Origin of the sequence: Mucilaginibacter auburnensis (assembly GCF_002797815.1) — a bacterium.
GTDB classification, from domain to species: Bacteria; Bacteroidota; Bacteroidia; order Sphingobacteriales; family Sphingobacteriaceae; genus Mucilaginibacter; species Mucilaginibacter auburnensis.
The window spans coordinates 1296097-1318310 of record NZ_PGFJ01000002.1; the positions used below are offsets into that span (position 1 = coordinate 1296097).

Here is a 22214-nt window from a genome sequence, read left to right on the forward strand (position 1 = left end):
TTTTTCCCAACACATTGACCATTAACATTTCGCTTGCTTTCAGTGAAACGAAAATGAGACGAGTGAAACGGCAATTTTCAAAAATTTTCCCTCCCATAGGAATTTTCAAGCTCATAAGATTCTGATGAACACAATGTAAATACAAACACGCCATTCGCAAAATTGCATTGTGATTTCTGAAGACATATTACCCTAAGGGTCCTCTATGAGAGACCCTTAGGGTGAATCTATACAAGTCAATCGGTACGTCTAAATGATCAACAGTAGATACAGACTGTCAGTATAACAATAAACAGCTTCTCTCCTCACCTATATCAATCGGCCAGTCTGTCGAAAATGCTTTCAAAACTGTATTTCACCACTACACCAAATGAAAGCCGCGCCCCAAAATTGTTATCACTGTCCAGGCGGTTAAATACGTCGTTCGACTGCAGGTACACACCCCCCACCAGTTTGCCCGCCGCTTTATAAAAATTAACCGCGGTACCTGCGTTAATGACGGGCCTTATACGGCTTTCTTCAACCGGGAGCATAAACCGTGTATACAAGCAGTTCCAAACCAGCCGGTAATCATCATTGATCTTTCCGTAATACAGGGCATCGGTTCTGAGGTTTACACGGTCATAGATAACGTAGCTTCCTTTATAGGCCGTATATGACCTGGAAGAAGACAACTCATCGCTTCCCACTTTTTCGGATGTTTTGATGGTAAAGCTGGTCTGGGAAAGGGAATCAAGATTGTTGATGTGTTCATACCCTACAGATATGCCCGTTACCCAATGTTTTCCCATGTCAAGGTTTAACCCAAGATCGACGAAGGTACCCCTGAATTCTACCGCGTCGAATCGTCCGCTAAGGCTGCCGGTAGTTGTGGCATTATACAAACTGAGAGAATTGCCGGTAAGTCCTGTTTTAATAAAGGCCGTGAGCGCGTGTGTTTTGCTTTTTTTCCTTTCCGCATCGATCAAAATTTGCAATGAATCTTCCTGCTTTCGCAGGGCATCAACTTTCATTTGCAACGAGTGTACCTGCAACTGCCTTGCCGTTAAAATAGCAATGATGTTCTTTTGAATGTCAGTAGCAGCCGGGTTGAAACGGTGGTGTGCAACTTTATCAATCAGTATTTTCATATCAGCCCTGAAATTATCCGTCATCGGCAGAAACTCCTCATTGAACAGTTTCCTTTCAGAAGTGGTTAACTGGCTGTTAGCGATGGCTTTTTCAACATCATCCTTATAGTAGGTGAGTTCTTTGTATTTAAGGTACACAGAGTCATTTTGGATATTTTGCATTTTGTCGCTTAGGCTAAGGAACTTTTTTTCAAATGACCACCGAAAAGCGAGAAATCCGCCGATTTTTGATTCCGGTGTTAAGTTGCCGGTTTTGAGCAAGTCGGCAAGGCCATCTTTATTTTTTGCGGATGCCGAAATGCCCCAGAGGGTATACCTGGACTGCAGAATATCAAGTTTGCGGAGATTGTTCCAGCTCACCGTTGCCACGGCATCAGAAATATTAAAAGCCACACTCGATGAATTATTGACAATGGTGGTCTGTCCCTTAGCATCGTCTGCAGACATCTGAGCCCATGCCGGCATTGCAAAGAAGGTACAGATTGCCAAACCTATTAAATATCTCATCTTTTTCATCTTAATTATGTTTGGCGTTATGATCTAAATGTCCGTTTCCATCAGTGCTTTCTTTAATAGGATCATCATTGAGAGGAGTACCATTTACGCTTATAGTAAGTTTCCAGTTGCCGCCCGCTTTACCATTTGCGTGGGCGGTAACGAGGATGCCATTACCTTCCCAAAGCCCCAGATATTGGCTATCGTTTTTTGACTGGAATACGTTATTGTCAGTCTTATCCTGATCTTTTTTTAGATCGATGGGTGTATGCCCGATACTGAGATCTGCCATGGATACATCTCCTGTTTTTACAAGTTTGTAGGTGATTTTTACGCCTGTTCCGGTTACTCCCAGGGCGGTCTCGTGAATTTTGAAAGCTTTCATTGTGGTTAAGGTTATTAGTGATCAAACTATTTATGCTGGGTTTTTAATCTTGGCAAAGTGTTACCTATCTGTCAGCACATCAAAATTCAAAAACAACTTTGTTAGGAGAGGGGGTGTTTTAACGGTATATTCGTAGTATTTATCTGCCAGATGAGTAATAGCAGAACGCAAAGAAAACTAACAGACTTTTGATTGACTTGCATTCAACATCTGCTGTATAAATTGTGCCTTATTACAAACAATAATACCAGTACAGGGCATTAAATATTATTAATGTGCTATGCTTGATACAAATAATGGTTGTGTATCCTGTTTTTTCTCCTCCTCATTATTCACTGCCAAATTCTCCATCTTCTCTTTGTTATAAAAAGCGAGTATGTTTTGTAGTACCGTTGGCGTAATAACAGCGTTTTTATCGGCTTGCAACCTTGCCACCCATGCGTTATAGGTTTCATCGGCTAAGGCGTACTCATTTAGAGCAGTAAGGTTACCCGTATCATAATCTATGTTAACCAGCATTAGCTCGTCTGCGCTGACTTTGGCAAGGGCGGCATCATAGTTTACCATTATGCTGTCCATACTTTGCAGAAACAGTTCCTCGCAGGTTACACCCGGGTATTTAAAGCCCATCTTTTTTAAGGGGCCGATTTTTGGCAACCTTTGTATCAGCCTGGCTATACCTTGTGCTACAAAACCTGTGCGGAGTTTTTTGGTATTATCGTTATCAAATTTGTTGGTTGGTATACGGTTACTGTAACCTTTATAAGCCACTTCCCTGCGTGATGTTGCTACACCTGCTTTATCCGACTGCCACGCCACCCTCGCCAATTCAGGAAAAAGATCCTGCACACCCCAGCGGAAACGTGTTATAGACGATTCAATATTAGGGAATACCGTGCTCAAGTCTTGCCCATAAGTTTTGCGAAAAGCCCTTTGCAGTACCGGCGTAGCTACTTCAAAGCCGACAAATTTATGATAGGCGGCATTGGCATAATTGCCTTTAACGGTTTGTATAACATCAAAAGCAAACTCAATACGGCTGTGCGATGTATGGTCGTCATGATAAGTAACCACATCGCCAAACTTCTTCTGCAGTTCAGGATAGTCAATGGCTACAGACAGGTTAGTGGCCAGCGCGTGGCCATATTTATCGGCCATGTAATGCGACAATGCACCTAACGCGAAAGCGTATTCATTTACGTTATCTGCTTCGGCAATTAATATGGTAACAAAATCGCCGCTGCGTACATAATGCAGCAGATCAGTAAAATATTTACTTCCACCGGGCATGTAACCCATATCGGCCACCATGCTCCCTCCGTAAGCGTAGGCATAAGCGCCTTGCAGATCAGCAACGGTAGCCAATGGATATTTTTTGTGAAGTAAGGGCTTGAGTTGCCCGGCCCAGGCTGCGTCAATAATGGCCTCATGCGCCAGAATGGAAAAAGCGCGGACAGGAGTGAAGACGACCATGCAGCACAACATGAGAAGGGCTTGTCTGCATAGGTAAGTCTTTTTCATTTTAATCGCACCGTTATATATGTTCGTACCCAAATCACTATTGCAAATATCACCTGCTCAAATTAAGCGGGGCTTTGCATTGGGTTAAAAGTGCGTTAAATAAAAAATTGTTTTTTGAGATGAATTAACAACAGGCCAACAAATACTACTGCCAGGAATAACAATTGATTAACAATGGATTAAAGCGGAATGGATATAACCTCAGTATCTTTTCGGGAACCATTTAAGGTACACCTATGGAGTGTAAACGCCATTAAGAGGCTCCATAACGAAACAGGAAACTATCTCGGATATGTGTACTCAGCATCCATGCTCTTTGCGTACTCCACCATAGGCTCCATGCCCATTGCTTTGCGGCGCTCGTCCAAATGAGCTTCGTCTTTTATTGGATAAACTACGTATTTACCTGTGGTCATATCGCGTGTAAACTGGCTGCCATAAATTTGCTTCTTTCCCTCACCCATTGCAATCCTATCCAGCGTTAATGCCAAATAATAAGGTTTTGACAAGCCTTTTTCTACCGACTTTTTCAAGAAAGGGAGATATTTTTTCTGCGTTTTTAGATCGGAATGCTGAACTACTAACCAAATTGCCTTATTACCTTTTTCTCCAACTTTATCTGTACCCAACCAACCATATTTCCTCAATATATCAAGTACAATAATCAAGTTTGATGAGTCACTTTTAGCCATTACAGCAAACAGGTCATTTCGTTCCTTTGATTGCAGTCCGTACTTTTCACCCGCGCTATTTATACGCTCACGTATTTCCTGGTCAACGTTGTATACAGAATCAAGAACTGCCTTTAAACGTTCAGTTACATTAGTATTGCTGTGAACGTTATTGTTAGGCGGTGTTTGCGCGTAACCGATAGCCGTTAAAATAAAAAGCAATAACAATGTAAACAGGAATCGTTTCATATGGGTTAAATTCTATATCTATTTAGCAAATGCAACTTTCAGCCCGGTTACCTGCCTTATGCTTCGGGCAGCTTTCTTATCATCGGGCACTATAATTCTGTAAGAACCCTCAGTTGTGGGCAAGGCTGCTCCGTCAACTTTATCAGCCAGAATAATTTGCTTATCGGTAAACTCTTTGTCCAGTTCCACCAAAGCAAAAACAACATGATACCCATCTATAGCTTCTGCCAAAACATACTTGGTTAAATTTTGCCCGCGCAACGTTGGGCCTAAAGTAACGCCTGCTTTTTGAAGTATATCATAAAGCGATACGCCTGTGTAGGTATGTTCTTTGCCGTTTTTGTCTTTATATTTTACTGATACTTGCGTAAACTTTTGAAAGGTAGCTTTATCAACATCCAGCGGGGTGGTCACTTCTCCCGTAATCTTTATGGTTTGAGCAATAGCTATTCCGGGAACAACAAAAAACAGAGCAGCAATCAGGATGGTGTAAAGCTTTTGCATGGTTTGAGACAGACTATTTTGACAAACTTTAGTCAACGCTAAAATAAGTACTGCCCATTAGATAGCATAAGTTTATGAGTGATTAATTTTCATCCAGCTCATCCAAAAACCGTTCGGCATTATTTAAATGTTGACGCTGTTTCTTAGGCTCCATTTTATCATAAGTGTTAATGAGCATACCTAAACGCGGGTTGGTTAAAAAGAACCCGCGGTGCACATGCATAAAGCGCCAAAATAAGCCATCCCAGGTTGCCTGCCAGTCGCCTTTAGGGTAATCGCTCATTTTCATTAAGTAATTGCTGCCGCTAATGTAGGGCTTGGTGGTCATGAGGCCGCCGTCGGCAAATTGGGTCATGCCGTAAACGTTGGGCACCATTACCCAATCATAAGCATCAATAAACATTTCCATAAACCAGCGGTATACCTCGTCGGGGTCAAACTCGCACAACTGCATAAAGCTGCCTAGCACCATCAAGCGTTCAATGTGGTGACAGTAGCCTACTTTTAAAAGCTTTTTTATGGTGATGTCAATTGGAACTATACCTGTTTCGCCTGTCCAAAAGCTTTTGGGTATTTTGCGTTTAAAGCGCCAATAATTGGTGGTACGCTGCCGCACGCCTTCGCGCTCGTAAACTATATGGATAAACTCCCGCCAGCCCATGATCTGCCGCAAAAAACCTTCTACCGAGTTAAGCGGGGTATTATGCTTACGGGCTGCCGCCAATGCCGCTTCAATGATCTGTAAAGGTGTTAACAAACCAATATTGAACATGGGCGTTAAAACCGAATGATGCAATACATGCTCTTCCGCAACTATGGCATCCTCATAAATGCCGAACTTTTCAAAGCGATTGGTTAAAAAATCGTGGAGCCACCGTTCAGCATCATCAAATGTTACAACAAACAGGTTAGGTCCGCCTATACTGCCGTAATTATTGGCAAAGTGCTTCTCTACGTAGCCGACAGCTTCTTTTACATATTCGTTTTCGGGCGGCAGCTTTAAAGCCGGCGCCTTTTCCTTTTTCGGAAACTTCTTCCGGTTGTCCGCATCAAACGACCAGTGCCCACCTACCGGATCGCCAGCGCCATCCAGCAAAATGCCGCGCCCCTTTCGCTGCCATTTATAAAAATCTGTCTGGAAGTAGGTTTTCCGCTTTTCAAAAAAGGGATCAACGCTTTTCGGTGTATTTAAAAAGTTGGGGGTGTCATACAGGTTCAGCGATAGGCCATTGTCATTGCATGCTTTGGTTAAGCGTTTAATCAGCCAATCGTCGGCAGGGGCGGCTATATGTACTTCAGTTATTTTTCGCTTCGCGAGGGTCGCTATAAGCTCGCGGCAATCGTTCTCTTTATCTTGGCTTTCAATATAGTTGACTGCATAACCTTGTTGCTGCAACCAAGCGGCATAAAACTTCATGCTGGCCCGATGCAGCACCAATTTCTTTTTATGGAAATTATATTGACGGAAAAACAGCCACTCTTCTACCAGGTAAACCTCACGTCCCTGCTTTAACGCCGGATGATCTTTAAATAACTGATGCGGAAATATAAGGGTGACTGCTGTATCCATGCTTTATAATTGTAGAGATATATACAACCCGCCAGTTCGCAGAGTGTTCACCCGCTCATAAAATAACGTAGCACAAAATGCTATATTTAAATAATATCTGTTCACAACCAATTGAACCGTTTGTTGTTATGATACCGATATTTGCCCATACCATGACACTGCACCAATTAAACAGCCTGTTAAATTACTACAAAGTCTCTTTAAAAAGGGTAATGTTTATCATCGCATTGGCATTGCTGGCCCCTCATGTAAATGCGGAAGGAACCAAACCCGACACCGTTAAAACAGGCGTTTACATTACCAGCATACACGACATTAACTTTAAAGACAAGGAGTATACCGTAAACCTTTGGCTTTGGCTGAAATACAAAAACAAAGATTTCAACTTTGAGGAGAACCTGGAAATTCCGCAGGCAAAATCATTCACCAAATCGTTTTCAACTGTTGACAGTACCGGCGGGCGCGTTTACCTGCTAATGAAACTGCAATGTGTGATGAAGGATTCATGGGCCATTGATAATTTTCCGTTTGATTATCAGAAGCTGCGTTTTTCGATTGAAAACTCACAGTTTGATTCCAAATCGCTGGTGTTTGTTGCTGATACTTTGGGTAAACACTTTGACCCTCGCTTTACGCTGCGCGGATGGAACATTGACAGCATAAGTGTAACCACCGGCACCAAACTCTACGAGACCGGCTTTGGCGATGAAACCTTAGCCAAGCCGCATACCGAATACAGCAACTTTAAGGTACTGCTTATTATTAATCGCAATGCCATGGGCCTGTTCTGGAAAATGTTTTTAGGCATGTACATAGCATTCCTTATTGCTTACATATGCTTTTACATCCATAAAGACAGCATTGACTCGCGGTTTGGTTTAAGCGTGGGCGCCTTGTTCGCGGTGGTAGGTAATAAATACATTGTTGACTCAGCCCTGCCCGATTCAACCACGTTCACACTTGTTGACATGCTGCATGGCATTACCCTGCTTTTTATACTAACGGTAATTATGTCTACCTCCTATTCTTTGATCCTCATCAAACGAAACAAAGATGAGCAAGCCAAAAAATTTGATCTGGTTGCAGCGCAGGTATTGCTGGCATGTTATGTGCTGATAAACGCCTGGCTCATTTATTCGGCAAGCAGGGTGGCTTTGTAAGGTCTTTATCTGGATTTTAAAAAGTCGCGCAAGTAGCTACAATCGTTAACGGCCTGTTTGTAAAACCGGGTTTTACTGTAGACCGTTAGCTGTTCAAAAAACGGATTATGCCTTACTTCGGCGGCATATTTCTTTATCCGCTTGTCGTAATCATTGCCATAATATTCAGGTTTTATTATTTGCTTCTGCCTGCATTTCGCGGCCATAAAAGTGCATTTCGCTTTAAACTCAGTATTATTACTGACCGCTCTGGCCTTCAGAAAATATTGTTCCGCATTTATGCTTTGTATATAGTCGTCATCATAGTAATGCACTTTTTTGCGCCCGGCATCGGCGGCTGCCCAGGTGTAGCTTATAAACTGCCAGGAGTTGCCGTGCATACCTGTGTTGTACAAAGCCGTAGCATATTTAAAATAATGATCTGCATTATTGGGTTCAGTCTTCATTTTTCGCTGCAAAGCGTACATGGCTTTAGCAAAATCAAGCTTGTTATATCCTTTTGAGCCCGCTTTGGTCCATACCTTTGGGTAGTCTGCCATTTGATTGATAAAAGGATCGCTTTCTTCTGTTGATGAAAAGCTATTCTTTGCCAGACTATCAGAATAAGCTTCACCCACCCTGTTCAATGCAGTAATGGCCTTTTGATACTGGTGTTCGCGCAAATAAGTAGTGCCAAGCAGTTCATACAGATTGCTGTTTGAATAAAATGCCAGGTTTGAAGTTAAAAGTTTAAGATACGGATCATTAGGTGAGCGGTTTTTCCACTCAATTAACTTTAATACCGAACCCGGGCGCAGGTAGTTTTGCCAAAAGTTTGTAGTTACTTCATCTCTCCACTCTTTATGAGCCACTAAACTCTCGCCTTTAACTACTGCAGCCGCGGCTTTGCTTATATAGCCCTGTTTGTAATAAGCAGGGGCAAGTACGGTTTGGTAAAAATTGCGCGCTGTACCTGTAAACCGTCTGTAGCTATAAGTGCTGTAAGCCATGTAGTTGTCAACCTCTTTAGGAGCATTGGCTTCGCTTTCAACTTTTTTATCCAACCATTGCAACAGAGGTAACAGCGTAACCTCATTTAGACTATCCAGTTTTTGGATACTTTGAGCCGTAAGCAAAAGCTTTACGATCTGCTTTTGGTCATTAAGCTTGTTCCTTAAACTTACTTTGTCTAACTGACTTAGATAAACTGTACCCGCCTTTGTATCATCTAACATCCAGCTGAGATATGCCTGCACTATCTTTGCTAAACCGTAATCTTTAAACTTACGCTCAGTAAAAACCTGTTCGCAAAATTTACTTAAATCTGCCATATGCGCCCTGGCTATCTTATCTGACTTAGCTTGTTCCGGGTCTACATAATTAAAACCGTAAGCATAATAATAGGCTTTGACCGGATTTAAAATTGGTGATGAGCGTTTGTCGATCTTATTATCTAAAAACTGCTCCTCCAATTTATTCACCTCACGCGCCAGCAATATGCCTATTACCGGGGAATTGGGCTGACAACCGTAGATTTCCTTTAAATAATTGATGTTATATTCAGGGTCGCCTAAGCCTTCTATCGCATAAATAACAGCCTTCTCGCTGTCGTTTTTCGCAAGCTTTAGTACATCACTTGCGTTAGCGTGGTTGTAATAGTAATTACGGTATGCCTGTATCCTGCGCTCCGGATAATTTTCAAAAACCCTGGAAAAAAGGTAAGCCGAACGTACACTATCAGGCTCAACACCCGCCTGTAACGACAATGACCAACCCTTTACATGGCTTGCTGAAGGTTGCTTTTCTATGTATGTGGTGTAAACATTACGTGCTTTATCACGGTTACCGGCATAACGAAACATACGTTGCGCCTGATAAAAATAACGCAGTTTTAAAAAGCTGTCAGTTTCCTTGCTGCCAAGCTTTGAAGCCTCGTTAGCCAGGCTTATCATTTTAGCAGTATCTCTTGGCTGAGGGTCCCATTGATTTTCAACGGTGGCTTCGGGCTCAATTTTTTTCGCAAGTTCATAATAAGCCAGAGCGCCGGCATATTTCTTTTGCTGCAATGCCTTCAAAAAAGAATTTTGTGTCAAGCTATCCGGCAATTTGCTCTTCTGGCTGAAATATGCGGCATTAACTACAGAATCTGTAGGGGCATTCAATCCATACATTACTTTTGCTACATCGCTTACCTTAACATCACCTTTAAAATAACCGGCCCATTCACTGCTATTGATCAATGGTTCACTTTGAGGTTCATTATCGTCGTATACAAACGTGTATCCGGTAAAGGAAAATGGCTGATAAGCGTTATTTTCAGCCAGGTTGTTATGAAAAAAAGAAACATAATAGTCGTAAGGGTCGGCCTCCGGCCCGCAAGCTATAATGGCAATATCGGTAAGGAATACTAACAGAAAACTAACGCAGTAGATCAGCGGTTTCCTGTAGCTGCTGTGGTTTATATGATTTAATAACATTTTCATCCAGATGAAAATAAATCAGATTTAAGGTATCATTTTTTATCAAAGGCGAAAGATGCAATGCAAGCTTCTCCAACTCGCCAAGCTCTGTGTCTTCCCACCTCACCTCGTCGTTTTTTAATATACCGTATTGCGGAATGTCCATCCTGGCCCGGTATTGATTTTTTTCTATAAAGATAAAATGGTTTCCATCTTTAAGATCATTCAACACAAGCTTTTTTGACAGCCCGGCATATTGTTTATTCCTAAAAACAACAGCCCAATTAAATAACGGGAACCCAACATCCAAAGGCAGCGGGTAATCGGCCAAATTACTTGCTGCATATTTCTTCAATTCATTAACATCTAAAATGGAATTTTGGTTGCCGTATTTGCGCAAATTCCCCATGTTATAGCACATCAGCATAACACGCTGTACAGGCGGCACACCGTTGCGCTGTCTATTTTTTAGTTGGTGCAGCCTTAATGTTGCCGATATCAACTTGTTTTTCAGTGCGGGCTGCGCGTTAAGTTGGTTTAACAGGTAAAAGTAATTGTCGCGGGTGTTGATGGTCCAATCGCAATCAATTTGAATTTGATCAAAAGAACTTTTACCGGCCTGCTTAAGCTTGGCCTTAACAAACGCGGTTATTTTAACGGCAAGTTCATTCAATTGCGGTTGGGTAATATTGTAAAACACACGGTTAACAATAAAAACAACAGGTATTGCTTGCAAAGTATCGGGCACGGGCTCATTGAAAACAATGGGCGAAACCGGCACAGGCTTACCACTTTCTTCATCTATATCAATATCCATTATCCGGACATATAATGTCCGGGTTTTAAGGGCCGATAAATAGTTGGCTTGGGTAGCGTTGTTAGTAAACCTGGTTTTCCAATAGTAAAAGGAGGTGTTCACTTTACGGTCAGACCTGCATCCAAAGGCTAGCATCAGGCAGTAAACCGGTAGATATTTCACTAAAAGGAAAAAGATTTTACGCATTGCCCAACAAACAAAAAGCGCCCGTTACAAACGAGCGCATACTTTAAAAATCATATTTTACAATGTGCATTATGCCACATAAGCAAACTTATATCCAATGCCCCTCACGGTTTGCAGATACTGCGGATAATCAGGATTGGTTTCTATTTTTTTACGAAGGCGTACAATGTGCATATCCAGCGTGCGGGTGTTTACATCGGCGTTGTAGCCCCAAACCTCCATCATCAGTTCCTCACGGTTAATTACTTTGTTTTTGTTCTTTAAAAAGTAAAGCAATATACGGTTCTCTAAAATGGTGAGCTCAATTTTACGGCCATCCTTTATCAGCAGGTGCGTGTTAGGATGATGCTCCATATTGGCAAAGCTGTAAGTTTCAGATTTTTCACTGTTTAACTGAAACTTGATCTTGTTATCTATCAGCGCCACCAATACATCCATGTTAAATGGCTTGGTTATATAGTCAGACACGCCGAAGCCATAAGCATCTATCTTATCAATATCCTGCTGTTTGGCGGTGGTCATGATAATAAGCTTATCAAAACCTTTGGCGCGCACGTTGGTACAAACTTCTGAGCCTTGTTTGCCTGGCAGCATCCAGTCTAACAACACTATATCAGGCTGCTGACTTAAAATAATATTTTCGGCATCGTCTCCATTGCTGGCTTCCAATACTTTATAACCTTCACTCTCCAGGCGCTCGGCCACTAAAAAACGCAAGTTCTCGTCGTCCTCAACCAGCGCAATCTTTATCTCTTTATTCATGGTCTAATTCTCATAAGGAAACGTTATTACAAACTCTGAACCTTCGTTTACCTTGCTCCGAACCGTTATGGTGCCGTTCATAAAATTCACCAGCTCTTTGCAAAACGCCAAACCAAGGCCAACGCTCCCGTTTTTGTTATATTGGTTTTCTAATCTATAAAATTTTTTAAATATATTATTTAATTCGCTTTTGGGGATGCCAATACCGTTATCAATGAACGAAAAAATGATATTACGTTTGTCGCCAACCACATTTATAAAAAGACTTTTTTGCTCGGGGTGCGAGTACTTGTAGGCGTTCTCCATCAGGTTTTGAAAAATACTGCCTAAAAGCACAGCGTCGGTCTCAAAATACTGGGCGTTACTTATCTTGAAATCAAGTTTAAAATCAGGATATTTTATGGTGAAGGTGTCAATATAACCCTTCACAAACTCGGTCATGTTGATCTTGTCTGTCTTTATTTTGATGGATTTATTTTCCAGTTGCGTGAATGATAACAGCTTGTTCATCAGCTCATTCAGCTTATCGGCTTCTTCGTCCAATATTTTACCGTAGTGCTTGCGCTGCCGTTCGGTCAATTCATTATCGCTACGCAGGTTGGAACCGGCAATTTTTATTACGCTTACCGGCGTTTTAAACTCGTGCGTAAAGTTGTTAATAAAATCGTACTGCAGCTTAAACAGCTTCAAGTTAACGTTAAGGTTGCGGTAAATGAGCCAGCCTATTAACACAAAAACACTGTATACCACCAATATAATAATACCCGCCGGTGCAAAACGGCGGTTGGTTTCATCAGTAAGGTGACTAATAGACGATACAAAGTAAAGCTTATAGTCTGACAGCGCGCCGCTCAACGCTACCTCATCAGTTCTGAACCGCGTTCTGTCAATATCTGGCGGGTCATAAAAAAACGGTTTGATGGAGATGTTCTCGTAAAGCTCCGGATTGGTATTTACAATCTTGAGGTACTGCGGATCAAGGTAAAATGTAAACATGTTCTGCTTATACAAAGCCGGCGAGTAGCCGCTTTTTTGCAGATCATAATACACTTTCAGGTCCTCATTATTGGGCATGTTCAAAAAGCTGATCTTACCCAGACGGGTAATGTAGAACTTGGCCTGGTCCTCCGTACTTGCCCCTCGCGACGTATCATAAGCCGTGATGTACTCATTCACCTTATCCACCATCTGGCGGAAATCATTTTCGTTGATGGCGCCTTCGTTTCTCTGTAGTTTGGGTTTTTCGCCCTTAGGATAGTATTGGTTAATTGACCGCACTGTAAGCCCCAGTTTACTTGCCCTTGTTTTGGTACCGACCGGATTACCTGCAGATATCTGGAAAAAAACTACTTTTCTAACAAAGTTAAAGCGATGGAAAATAGAATCAGAATACTCGCGCGCCGATGCCGAATCTAACAAACCCATGTACGAGGTGATCATGGGGATGCTGTTCTTGTACAGATCGTTGTAGGGGTCTATAAAAGTTTTTTCGTTAACAGTGTTTTTCCTGAATGAAAAATCGTTATCAACGTTATTGGCGGTTATGCGGTACACCACATACAGGGCAACAAAAAGTGTTACCGATACCAGCACCAAAAAGGCTACTATTAACGAAAAATTCTTCCGGTAAGACGTATTGGGTGGCCGCATTATACAAGATTAAGGTTTAGCCAGCATATTATCATGCAGAAACTTCTCAATTTGCTGATAGATCTTGGTCTTGCTGCTATCGGTCTGGCCAGACCATCTTTCGTTTTTCTGTGGCACGTAAGTAATGGGCACATTGCGGCGTTGCAAACCACGCACATAATGCTCCAGTTCGCCCTTGTTCAAGCGCATATCCAGTTCGCCCTGAAACATCAGCAACGGCGATTTAACTTTACCTACATTGAACACCGGGGATATGGACTTTAGCATATCCGCGTCTTTGTCGGGATCACCAAACATTTCATAACGTTTCTGCAATGTTGTTTTAAAGAAAGACGGCAACTCCTTTATGTAAGTAAACGCGTTTATCGGCGCATCTAAAGCTATTGCGCAGTTGTACTTATTAGGGAAGAACGATACGCCATACAAAGCAGAATATCCGCCAAAGCCTCTGCCCATAATGGCTACTTTGTTAGGGTTAGCTATTTTGTTTTGTACCAGCCAGTTCACGCCATCTAAAATATCCTGCTGAATTTTACCGCCCTGCTCTTTAAAGCCCGCGTTATAAAATAGTTTTCCATAACCCGATGAACCACGGTAGTTGATCTGCAACACAGCGTACCCCCTGCTTGCTAAAAATTGTGTTTCGGCACGGTAGCCCCAGCTATCACGCTGACCAAATGGCCCATCGTGTGCAAAAACAACTACCGGCAAGTTGGTGCGTTTATCTCCCTGCGGATAGGTAATGTAGCCATTAATAAACAAGCCATCTGTAGCGTGGTAACTAATCGGTTCCATAGGGCTCATATCGTCGGGGTTAGGTCCCGCATTATCATTTAAACGTGTGAGTTTGTTGCCATCACGCTCATACAAATAAATGCCACCCCTGCTCCTGTCTGTAACTGCGCTAACAATAAAACGTTGTTCGGATGTGTCACGGCCTGTAATACTTATTTCATAACCTGCCAGTTGCTTGTCAAGTTCAGCGTATATAGTTTCAATGCCTTTGTCAAAAAAGTGCTTTTTCGGCTTCGCTTCGTCCCAGGCGGTCAATTCAAGGCGGCGGCGGCTCTTAATATATTCCACACGTTGCATATCGGCAGTATTACTTGCGTAAAGCACACGTTCTTCCTTGCCGTCAGCGGCGTCAATTTCTACAACGGCAGTTTTATCGCGCCCCACGTTTGAAAGCGCGTAGAAATAGTTTTTAATCCCCGTAAATCCTATTGGCCTTACAGAATTACGAAAGTTATTTTTGATGATGGGCTTAAACGCCGATAGCTCCGTAGACCGGAATAAAATAGTTTCCTCTGCTCCTTCTGTGGCTTTAACCAGTTTAATGCTACCATCGGCATCAACAAACCATTCTGTTACATTGCCCGGGTTAACCAGGTACAGATCAGTTTTGCCGGTACGAACGTTAAGCTTATAAACATCTGCCTGGGCCGAGTCGCGCTTGTTCATGGTGATGGAAATAACATCAGGGCTGAGGCGGTTAGTGCTGAGTATACGCGTTCTTATCTTAGGTTCTGAAGTTAGCAGCACACGCGTTTTCAGCGTTTGCACATCAAGGGCAAAAAGCTGGTGCGGTGCCTGCTTGCCAAAATTGTCTTTACCAAATAAAACCTGGTTATCAAACGTCCAGAAATAGTCGTTCACATCAAAGTCGGTAAATGATGTTGCCCTTACCTCGCTGCCATCATCCAGCTTCTTAATAAACACATTCCGTTTTCCGTTATGCAGCTTTAAATAAGATACATATTTGCCGTTAGGCGATATTTTAAAATTTGTTTTTTCAGACGAAGTAAAAAAGTCGCTTGCCGGTATATCATCGGCTTTCTTATCATTACATGCAAAGAAAGCTGCCGCCAAACAACAAAAAAATAAAACTCTCCAACTCCTTATCATTAGTCTTTGCTTCGGATTATAACAGCTTAAATTAGCAAAATTAGTATGGGCCGCTTTCTTTGTCATAACAATTTTACCCGTAAACCATTGTACTAACTTAGTAATAAGTACAACATCAATTATATAATATTTAATTTTAGGTTATGAAACGTTTTTTAGGAACTGTACTTGTTGTATTGCTATTATCGGCCAGGTTGTTAGCTCAGGGTAACGAGTTTGCGCTGGCCCGCCAGTATGCTGCCAACGGCGAACATGACAAGGCGCTTGAGCTGTACGACAAGCTTTTTAAACAGGATCCGGAGGCGTATTATTCCTTTTACCTTAACTCACTTTTTGAGGTAAAAAAGTTTGACGCTGCCGAAGCTGCCGCCAAAAAAATGGTGAAGCAATATCCTAAAAACATTAAATACTATATTGCCTTAGGCAGCGTTTACGCCAAAAAAGGCGACGCAGAAAAGGCCAAAGCAGTATACGAAGATCTGTTAAAAAACCTGCCTGCCAGCGCGCCCGAAATAAGCAACCTGGCATCGCTGTTTTATCAGGGAGGCAACACAGATTATGCCATTAAAACCTTTTTACAGGGACGGAAGAAGTTAGGCAAAGAGGATCTTTTTGCTAATGAGCTAATTACCCTTTACCGCTACAAACGCGATAAAGAAAATATTACCGAAGAGTTTTTGAACTTTCTGCCTGCCAACCCTGGCTACTTAGCGCAGGCACAATACACCTTATCAACCGTATATGAAGATGATGCAGATTACGACCTTTTGCGTACCGCCTTATTAAAACGGATACAAAAAGCTCCGGACCAAACGGTTTTCATCAATATGCTTACATGGATGTACATGCAGCAAAAGGAGTATGACCAGGCGCTGAACCAGGCACTGGCGCTTAGCCGCCGTACCAATAGCGATGGCAGCGATGTTTACGACCTTTGCCGTACGTTAGTTATTGATGAGGCTTATGATACCGCTATACGTGGTTATGAATTTATCATCAGCAAGGGTAAAAGCTCTCCATGGTATACATCGGCCAAAATTGAGCTGATAGACGCTAAAAACCTGAAGGTTACCACCGGAAAATATGTTTATGATGATTTGATAGGATTGGAAAAAGACTACCTCGATCTGCTAAATGAGTTGGGGCGTACTCAATCAACAACCTATGCCATGCAGCGCCTTGCCAGGCTACAGGCCTTCAAACTACATAAGTTAGACGATGCGCAGAAAATATTGGAAGAAGCTACTGCCATACCTAACTTGAGGAAAGAATTACTGGCATCGTGCAAACTGGATCTGGGTGATGTTTACCTGCTTAACAACCAGCCCTGGGAAGCAACATTATTATACAGCCAGGTTGAAAAGGATAACCAAAACACCAATGCCGGGCAGGATGCTAAGTTCAGAAATGCAAAATTCTCCTATTACACCGGCGATTTTGAATTTGCCAAAGGCCAGCTTACGGTATTGAAGTCGGCCACATCACAACTGATAGCTAATGACGCATTGAACCTTTCGTTATTGGTTACTGATAACCTTGCTGCTGATAGCGCGGGTAATGCATTAAAGGTTTATGCCAGGGCTGATAAGCTGATATTTGCAGAACAACCCGAAAAGGCCATGGTGGTTTTAGACAGCATTAATGTGCTTTATCCTGACAATATTTTGGCTGATGATATCTCCATGGCGAAGGCCCGCATTTATATCCAGCAGAAAAACTATAACGAGGCGATAACGCATCTTAAAAAAATATATACCGAACACCCAACCGACCTTTGGGCCGATGACGCCGTATATATGGTTGCCGATATTTATGACAATCAGCTAAACGATAAAGAACAGGCCAAAGCGTTGTATCAAAAAATAATTACCGACTATGCCGGTAGTTTGTGGATAAACGATGCCAGAAAACGTTTCAGGATATTGCGCGGCGATAATGCCGAGAACCTGTAAATGCGTACTTTTGCGGCATGATCGTTTACAACGAAACTATTATTGTTGATGAGGCCGTTCACAGGCAATGGCTCAACTGGATGCAGGAGCAATACATCCCGAAAGTGATGGCTACCGGCCATTTTAACCGCTATACCATACTCAACGTTTTAGATTCGCCTAATGAGGGCGTTACCTACTGCGTGCAATATTTTGCAGATAGCCGTGAGCATTACAAGCGTTTTGCCGAACAACATTTGCAGGCACTACAGGCCATTCATTACCAACAATTTGAAAACCAATTTGTATTATTTAATACATTAATGCAAACCGTATAATTTGATGAAGATAACCAAAACCGCTATAGAAGGCCTGTTGCTGATAGAACCGCAAATATTTACAGATAGTCGTGGTTATTTTTTTGAGAGTTACAGCAAAACCAAATTTGCTGATGCAGGTATTGACATTGATTTTGTACAGGACAACCAATCCGTATCATGCAAAAACAGCGTGAGAGGCTTGCACGGGCAATCCAACCCGCATGCACAGGCAAAACTGGTACGTGTAATAAAAGGCCGGGTGATGGACGTAGCAGTTGATATTCGTACCGGCTCACCTACTTACGGACAATATGAAACTTTTGAGCTGAGCAGCGAAAACCAATTGCAACTGCTTATACCACATGGCTTTTTACATGGCTTTATCGCTTTAGAAGACGATACCATATTTGCCTACAAGGTTGATGATTATTACAGCAAAGAATGCGAGATAGGCGTTAAATGGAATGACCCTGCTTTGAACATTGATTGGGGTGTAACTGCTGCCGATGCATTAATATCTCCAAAGGATGACATACTACCTGAATTTAAGGATTTTAAAAGTCCGTTTTAGGAGAGCTAATTTCACAGAATAAAACGGGATAACCATGTTGACTTAGCACTCAGCTTGTCGCTTCATTACCGCTCAATCGCCGCGGATGCTGTTACTTTTTTCTTGATAAAAAAATAACCAAAAAATCAAGCCGAAAAAAAACTTCCCCGCTCAAGGCCTTTACGCATGGCCCGGTTTTTCGGCATGCCATTACACACAATCGAAATGACAACAAACGTAAAAGGCCCCTATCGGGGCCTTTGCTTTTACTTCGTTATCAAATTATACAACTCATCCAGTTTCGGACTCAGTACAATTTCTATCCGTCTGTTTCTTGATAGCGCTTCGGGTGTATTAGCGTTATCAATAGGCTGAAACTCCCCTCTACCCGTGGCTGTTAAACGTTGCGGCGCTATCTTTTCTACATCAATTAAATAGCGGGTTACCGACGTAGCGCGCAATACGCTCAGGTCCCAGTTATCCTTGATCTGGCCAAGGTTAATGATCTTCTTGTTATCAGTGTGCCCTTCAACAGACATGTTGATATCAGGTTCTTTTTGTAATACAGCAGCCAATTGTTTCAGAGCCGCCTTGCCTTTTTCGTCAATTATAATACTGCCTGATGGGAACAACAATTTATCAGTTAATGATACATAAACTTTACCGTTACGGATATCAACCGTTAAGCCATTTTGCTGAAAGCCAAGCAGTGCTTTTTGTAGTTTTTCTTTTAAAGCATTGGTGGCCTCATCGCGCTTTTTCAGAATATCTTCCACCTCTTTTAGTCGCTGCTCACGTTTTTGCAGATCGGCAGATAGCTGACTGACCTTTGAGGTAGAAGTATTGTAGTTGGTACTCAAAGCACCATATTTGTCATTTAACGAATTATAGCTGCCTTGCAATGCCGCCAAATCACGGCGGAGGGTTGCAATATCACGGTGCAGCTTGGCAGTGTCGCCTTCCAAACCACCAACCTGGTCTTCCAAAGTACCGGTACGTGCGGTCAGCGAGTCGCGTTGGGCCAGCAAACCCTTGTATTTTTTTGGCGACAGCACCACGCACGAGTGTAACGTTGTACCTAAAACGGCAGCCAAAACAAAATACTTTATCTTCATAGTTTTATAATTATCTGTTAAACAATTGCATTCCGCAGAAACACGTTAAGCGGTTGGATTTTTTCGCACACGCCGGAAATTTTATTGATAATACCCGGTTTGGTCAGCTCTTTATCTTTTAGCTCATGCCAAACTATAAAACTTTTCAGTTTTAACAAATCAATATGTTCATTATCCTCTGTGTAACCCTTGGGCAGGGTTTTAAGTTTCTCCTGATCCCGGAAGTTGCCGAATAGTTTTATAAACTCCGGGTGGTCAATTATAGCTGTAAGGTCTTTGCCGTTGTAATCAATTTCCTGACGGATGGCTTTTAAATGCGGCGCCTCGGGCATCCAGTACCCACCGGCTATAAATGATTTGCCCGGCTGCACCTGGAAGTAATACTCAGCGCCACCGGCTTTAACGCCAGTTGTAGGCAAACTTATGCCAAAATTATTTTTGTAAGGTGTTTTATTTTTACTGAAGCGGATATCGCGATAAATACGCAATACACACTTTTTAGGATCAAGATCGGGAGAGATAGCCGAGTCTACCTTATGCAGTTGTTGTATCAGTTCGGCAGCGAAATCAATAACATTCTGGCGAGCGGCATCATGGCGAACTTTGTTGTCCATAAACCACTCGCGGTTATTGTTATCAGCCAGTTCGGCTAAAAAATCAAACGTATCCTGTTTTATCATAGGTATTAAATAGGATATTGACGGATGTGCTCATAGCAAAGCAAACGTTTATGCTTGCGCGTAGCTTATCTACAGCTTAATTTAAATGCAGCTTCTCGTTACGCATTTCAAGCGTTACATCTTTTTTGCGGTATTTTTTATACCAGATGTAACCCACAATAGCAACAGCCAGGTAAGGAGCTGCTAAAAGGTACATTATGCCGTTGTTTAAACCATTGGTAGCGCCGCTGCCACTGGCTTTGTTGGTTTCAACGGTTGCAGTACACATGGCGCATTGCGCGTTAGCATCGGCAGCAAAAAATACCAATAATCCTAATGCCAGTAATCCTAATAAAAATTTTGAGCCTTTCATTGATGCAAAAATAGGTATTAAAAATTGTAAACGATGCTTTGCCTCACCTTATTACATGGTTATTTCTTTTCGCGGAAACGCTTATATATTTTAACCGCCATCATTAAAACAATTCCGATTGCAAATATTCCCACTACACCAAACACCCAGTTAAGCGCGCTTTTTAAAACCACCAAAAAAACAATGGCAAATAAAAACAGCGTAGCTAACTCATTCCATAAACGCAATTGAGTGGAGGTCCAGGTGTAAATACCTTTGCGCATCTGCATCATTTTTTTCTGGCAGATAAAATGGTAGATGATCAAGCCAATAACGAATGCCAGTTTAATGTGCATCCACCCCTGCTGAAACCACGCAGGCACCAAATGTAGCATGGTAGCGCCGGCCAATATCACAATGTACATGGATGGCGTGGTGATGATCCACCATAGTTTGCTCTCCATTATTTCAAACTGTTTGGAAAGGATGGTGCGGTCGGGTTCTGGTTTGGCTTGAGCCTCGGTGTGGTAGATAAATAGGCGCACCATATAAAACAGCCCCGCCATCCAGCAGACTACAAAAATGATGTGTATGGAAAGGATGTATTGGTACATTGCCCGGTGCCTTTACTTCTGTTATAATGAAAATGAAGCAACCTCATATATGCAAAACGGCAGTGCATAGTTTGAGATTGCTTCGTACCTCGCAATGACGAGTTTTATTAATTACGATATTCTTTTATTATCTCTACCGCATACTTCACATTATCAAACGGGATATCAGGCATAATGCCGTGGCCCAGGTTGAAGATGAAGCCGTTCTCGCCTTTCATTCTGTCGAACAAGCGATAAATGCGTTCTTTAATTACCTTTTTATCAGCATACAAAATATGCGGATCAAGGTTGCCTTGTACGGCAACGCCCTGCGGTAAACGTTTTTTAATGTCTAACAGGTCAACGTTCCAGTCTATTGACACCACATCAGGCTTTGCCTCAGCCATTAGCGGTGCAAATACCGAACTACCTTTGCAGAAGGATATAACCGGAATATCTTTTCTGTTCAGTTTGCTGATAATTTCGGCAATGTAGCGATGAGAGAATTCTTTGTAGTCATCCCATGCCAAAGCTTGTGCCCAGCTATCAAATATTTGCACAGCGTTTACACCTGCTGCTATCTGCATGTTCAGGTAATCGGCCGTGACTGCAGCAATTTTTGATAATAACTGATGCGCCAGCTCGGGCTCATTATGTAACATCAGTTTGGTGCGTTTAAAATCTTTTGATGATCCACCCTCAACCAAATAGCTCATTACAGTGAACGGGGCTCCGGCAAACCCTATCAGCGGTATACTACCATTTAAACGTTGCTTAATTACTTTGATGGCATCAGCAACATATTGCAGCTTGTCAATGCAATCAACATTCAGATTATCAACGTCTGCTTTAGTACGTACCGGGTTGGCAAACCTTGGACCAATATTGGCCTCAAAGCTCAAGTCGCCACCCATGGCCTCGCCGGTCACCAATATGTCCGAAAATAAAATAGCGCCATCAATACCCAACAGGTCAACCGGGAGCATGGTAACATCGGCAGCAATCTCCGGGGTTTTGCACATCTCAAGGAAAGAATATTTGTTTTTAATATCCCAATATTCTTTCATGAAACGGCCGGCCTGGCGCATCATCCATACAGGTGGGCGCTCGGTGGCCTCAGAAAATGCTGCTTTTATTAGTAGTGAATCTCTCATATTTTTTTAGAACCAAGAATTAAGAGATAAGAGTTAAGATGTCTTATCGCTTTAATTGCAATTGATTCTCTGCTTTAATTTATAATCCGTTTGTCTT

The 22214-nt window shown here is 42.2% G+C and carries 20 protein-coding genes; 4 read left to right on the plus strand and 16 right to left on the minus strand.

All coding sequences use genetic code 11. The features are described 5' to 3' along the window. Positions 1 to 314: 314 nt before the first annotated feature. The 6 genes from CLV57_RS16455 to CLV57_RS16480 all read right to left on the minus strand — a co-directional run bounded on the left by CLV57_RS16455 (position 315) and on the right by CLV57_RS16480 (position 6525). Positions 315 to 1646 carry a hypothetical protein gene (locus tag CLV57_RS16455; RefSeq protein WP_100342470.1) on the minus strand — a complete coding sequence of 444 codons (1332 nt, stop codon included), beginning with the start codon at positions 1644 to 1646 and terminating at the stop codon, positions 315 to 317. Between the two features lies 1 nt (position 1647). Further along, positions 1648 to 2010: a hypothetical protein gene (locus tag CLV57_RS16460; protein ID WP_100342471.1), complete on the minus strand. Its 363-nt coding sequence runs from the start codon at positions 2008 to 2010 to the stop codon at positions 1648 to 1650. A gap of 270 nt (positions 2011 to 2280) precedes the next feature. Further along, positions 2281 to 3531, minus strand: coding sequence for a zinc dependent phospholipase C family protein (locus CLV57_RS16465; protein WP_100342472.1), 1251 nt, complete (start codon positions 3529 to 3531; stop codon positions 2281 to 2283). A gap of 281 nt (positions 3532 to 3812) precedes the next feature. Further along, positions 3813 to 4451 carry a DUF6624 domain-containing protein gene (locus CLV57_RS16470; RefSeq protein ID WP_100342473.1) on the minus strand — a complete coding sequence of 213 codons (639 nt, stop codon included), beginning with the start codon at positions 4449 to 4451 and terminating at the stop codon, positions 3813 to 3815. Between the two features lie 18 nt (positions 4452 to 4469). Further along, positions 4470 to 4955 (minus strand): molybdopterin-dependent oxidoreductase, encoded by a 486-nt coding sequence (locus CLV57_RS16475; protein WP_100342474.1) that lies wholly within the window; start codon positions 4953 to 4955, stop codon positions 4470 to 4472. 82 nt (positions 4956 to 5037) lie between these two features. Further along, positions 5038 to 6525: a cryptochrome/photolyase family protein gene (locus CLV57_RS16480; RefSeq protein ID WP_100342475.1), complete on the minus strand. Its 1488-nt coding sequence runs from the start codon at positions 6523 to 6525 to the stop codon at positions 5038 to 5040. Between the two features lie 128 nt (positions 6526 to 6653). Here CLV57_RS16480 and CLV57_RS16485 point away from each other — a divergent pair, with 128 nt between their 5' ends. Further along, complete coding sequence (locus tag CLV57_RS16485; RefSeq protein ID WP_169927095.1) at positions 6654 to 7685, plus strand: ligand-gated ion channel; 1032 nt, start codon at positions 6654 to 6656, stop codon at positions 7683 to 7685. 5 nt (positions 7686 to 7690) lie between these two features. On the opposite strand, the gene CLV57_RS16490 is transcribed toward CLV57_RS16485, so the two are convergent. From CLV57_RS16490 to CLV57_RS16510, 5 genes are all read right to left on the minus strand, one after another. Beyond that, positions 7691 to 10147: a tetratricopeptide repeat protein gene (locus tag CLV57_RS16490; RefSeq protein ID WP_100342477.1), complete on the minus strand. Its 2457-nt coding sequence runs from the start codon at positions 10145 to 10147 to the stop codon at positions 7691 to 7693. Next, on the minus strand, positions 10083 to 11126 hold the full coding sequence (locus tag CLV57_RS16495; RefSeq protein WP_100342478.1) for a hypothetical protein: 1044 nt from the start codon (positions 11124 to 11126) through the stop codon (positions 10083 to 10085). The genes CLV57_RS16490 and CLV57_RS16495 overlap by 65 nt, the downstream gene beginning before the upstream one ends. 69 nt (positions 11127 to 11195) lie before the next feature. Continuing rightward, a complete protein-coding gene (locus CLV57_RS16500) occupies positions 11196 to 11888 on the minus strand; it encodes a response regulator transcription factor (protein ID WP_100342479.1) in 693 nt (230 codons plus the stop codon). Between the two features lie 3 nt (positions 11889 to 11891). Next, entirely contained in the window at positions 11892 to 13538 is a 1647-nt protein-coding gene (locus CLV57_RS16505) for a sensor histidine kinase (protein WP_100342480.1), read from the minus strand. 9 nt (positions 13539 to 13547) lie between these two features. Beyond that, positions 13548 to 15407 carry a S9 family peptidase gene (locus tag CLV57_RS16510; protein ID WP_157799199.1) on the minus strand — a complete coding sequence of 620 codons (1860 nt, stop codon included), beginning with the start codon at positions 15405 to 15407 and terminating at the stop codon, positions 13548 to 13550. A 179-nt stretch (positions 15408 to 15586) separates the two neighbouring features. Between CLV57_RS16510 and CLV57_RS16515 the strand changes: the two genes are divergently transcribed. Genes CLV57_RS16515 through rfbC form a run of 3 tightly spaced genes read left to right on the plus strand, consistent with a single transcriptional unit; the run spans position 15587 to position 18265 of the window. After that, positions 15587 to 17395 carry a tetratricopeptide repeat protein gene (locus tag CLV57_RS16515; protein ID WP_100342482.1) on the plus strand — a complete coding sequence of 603 codons (1809 nt, stop codon included), beginning with the start codon at positions 15587 to 15589 and terminating at the stop codon, positions 17393 to 17395. 17 nt (positions 17396 to 17412) lie between these two features. Then, positions 17413 to 17712 (plus strand): DUF4286 family protein, encoded by a 300-nt coding sequence (locus tag CLV57_RS16520; protein WP_100342483.1) that lies wholly within the window; start codon positions 17413 to 17415, stop codon positions 17710 to 17712. A 4-nt stretch (positions 17713 to 17716) separates the two neighbouring features. Beyond that, positions 17717 to 18265: a dTDP-4-dehydrorhamnose 3,5-epimerase gene (gene rfbC, locus CLV57_RS16525; protein WP_100342484.1), complete on the plus strand. Its 549-nt coding sequence runs from the start codon at positions 17717 to 17719 to the stop codon at positions 18263 to 18265. Between the two features lie 245 nt (positions 18266 to 18510). Here rfbC and CLV57_RS16530 read toward each other — a convergent pair whose 3' ends face one another. The 5 genes from CLV57_RS16530 to hemE form a co-directional block, all read right to left on the minus strand. Further along, positions 18511 to 19359, minus strand: a complete 849-nt coding sequence (locus CLV57_RS16530) for an OmpA family protein (RefSeq protein ID WP_100342485.1) — start codon at positions 19357 to 19359, stop codon at positions 18511 to 18513. Positions 19360 to 19376: 17 nt separating this feature from the next. Beyond that, entirely contained in the window at positions 19377 to 20039 is a 663-nt protein-coding gene (locus CLV57_RS16535; RefSeq protein WP_100342486.1) for a DUF2461 domain-containing protein, read from the minus strand. Positions 20040 to 20115: 76 nt separating this feature from the next. Next, entirely contained in the window at positions 20116 to 20391 is a 276-nt protein-coding gene (locus tag CLV57_RS16540) for a hypothetical protein (protein ID WP_100342487.1), read from the minus strand. A 59-nt stretch (positions 20392 to 20450) separates the two neighbouring features. Continuing rightward, positions 20451 to 20984: a CopD family protein gene (locus CLV57_RS16545; RefSeq protein ID WP_100342488.1), complete on the minus strand. Its 534-nt coding sequence runs from the start codon at positions 20982 to 20984 to the stop codon at positions 20451 to 20453. A gap of 107 nt (positions 20985 to 21091) precedes the next feature. After that, positions 21092 to 22117, minus strand: a complete 1026-nt coding sequence (hemE, locus tag CLV57_RS16550; RefSeq protein WP_100342489.1) for a uroporphyrinogen decarboxylase — start codon at positions 22115 to 22117, stop codon at positions 21092 to 21094. Positions 22118 to 22214: the final 97 nt, after the last annotated feature.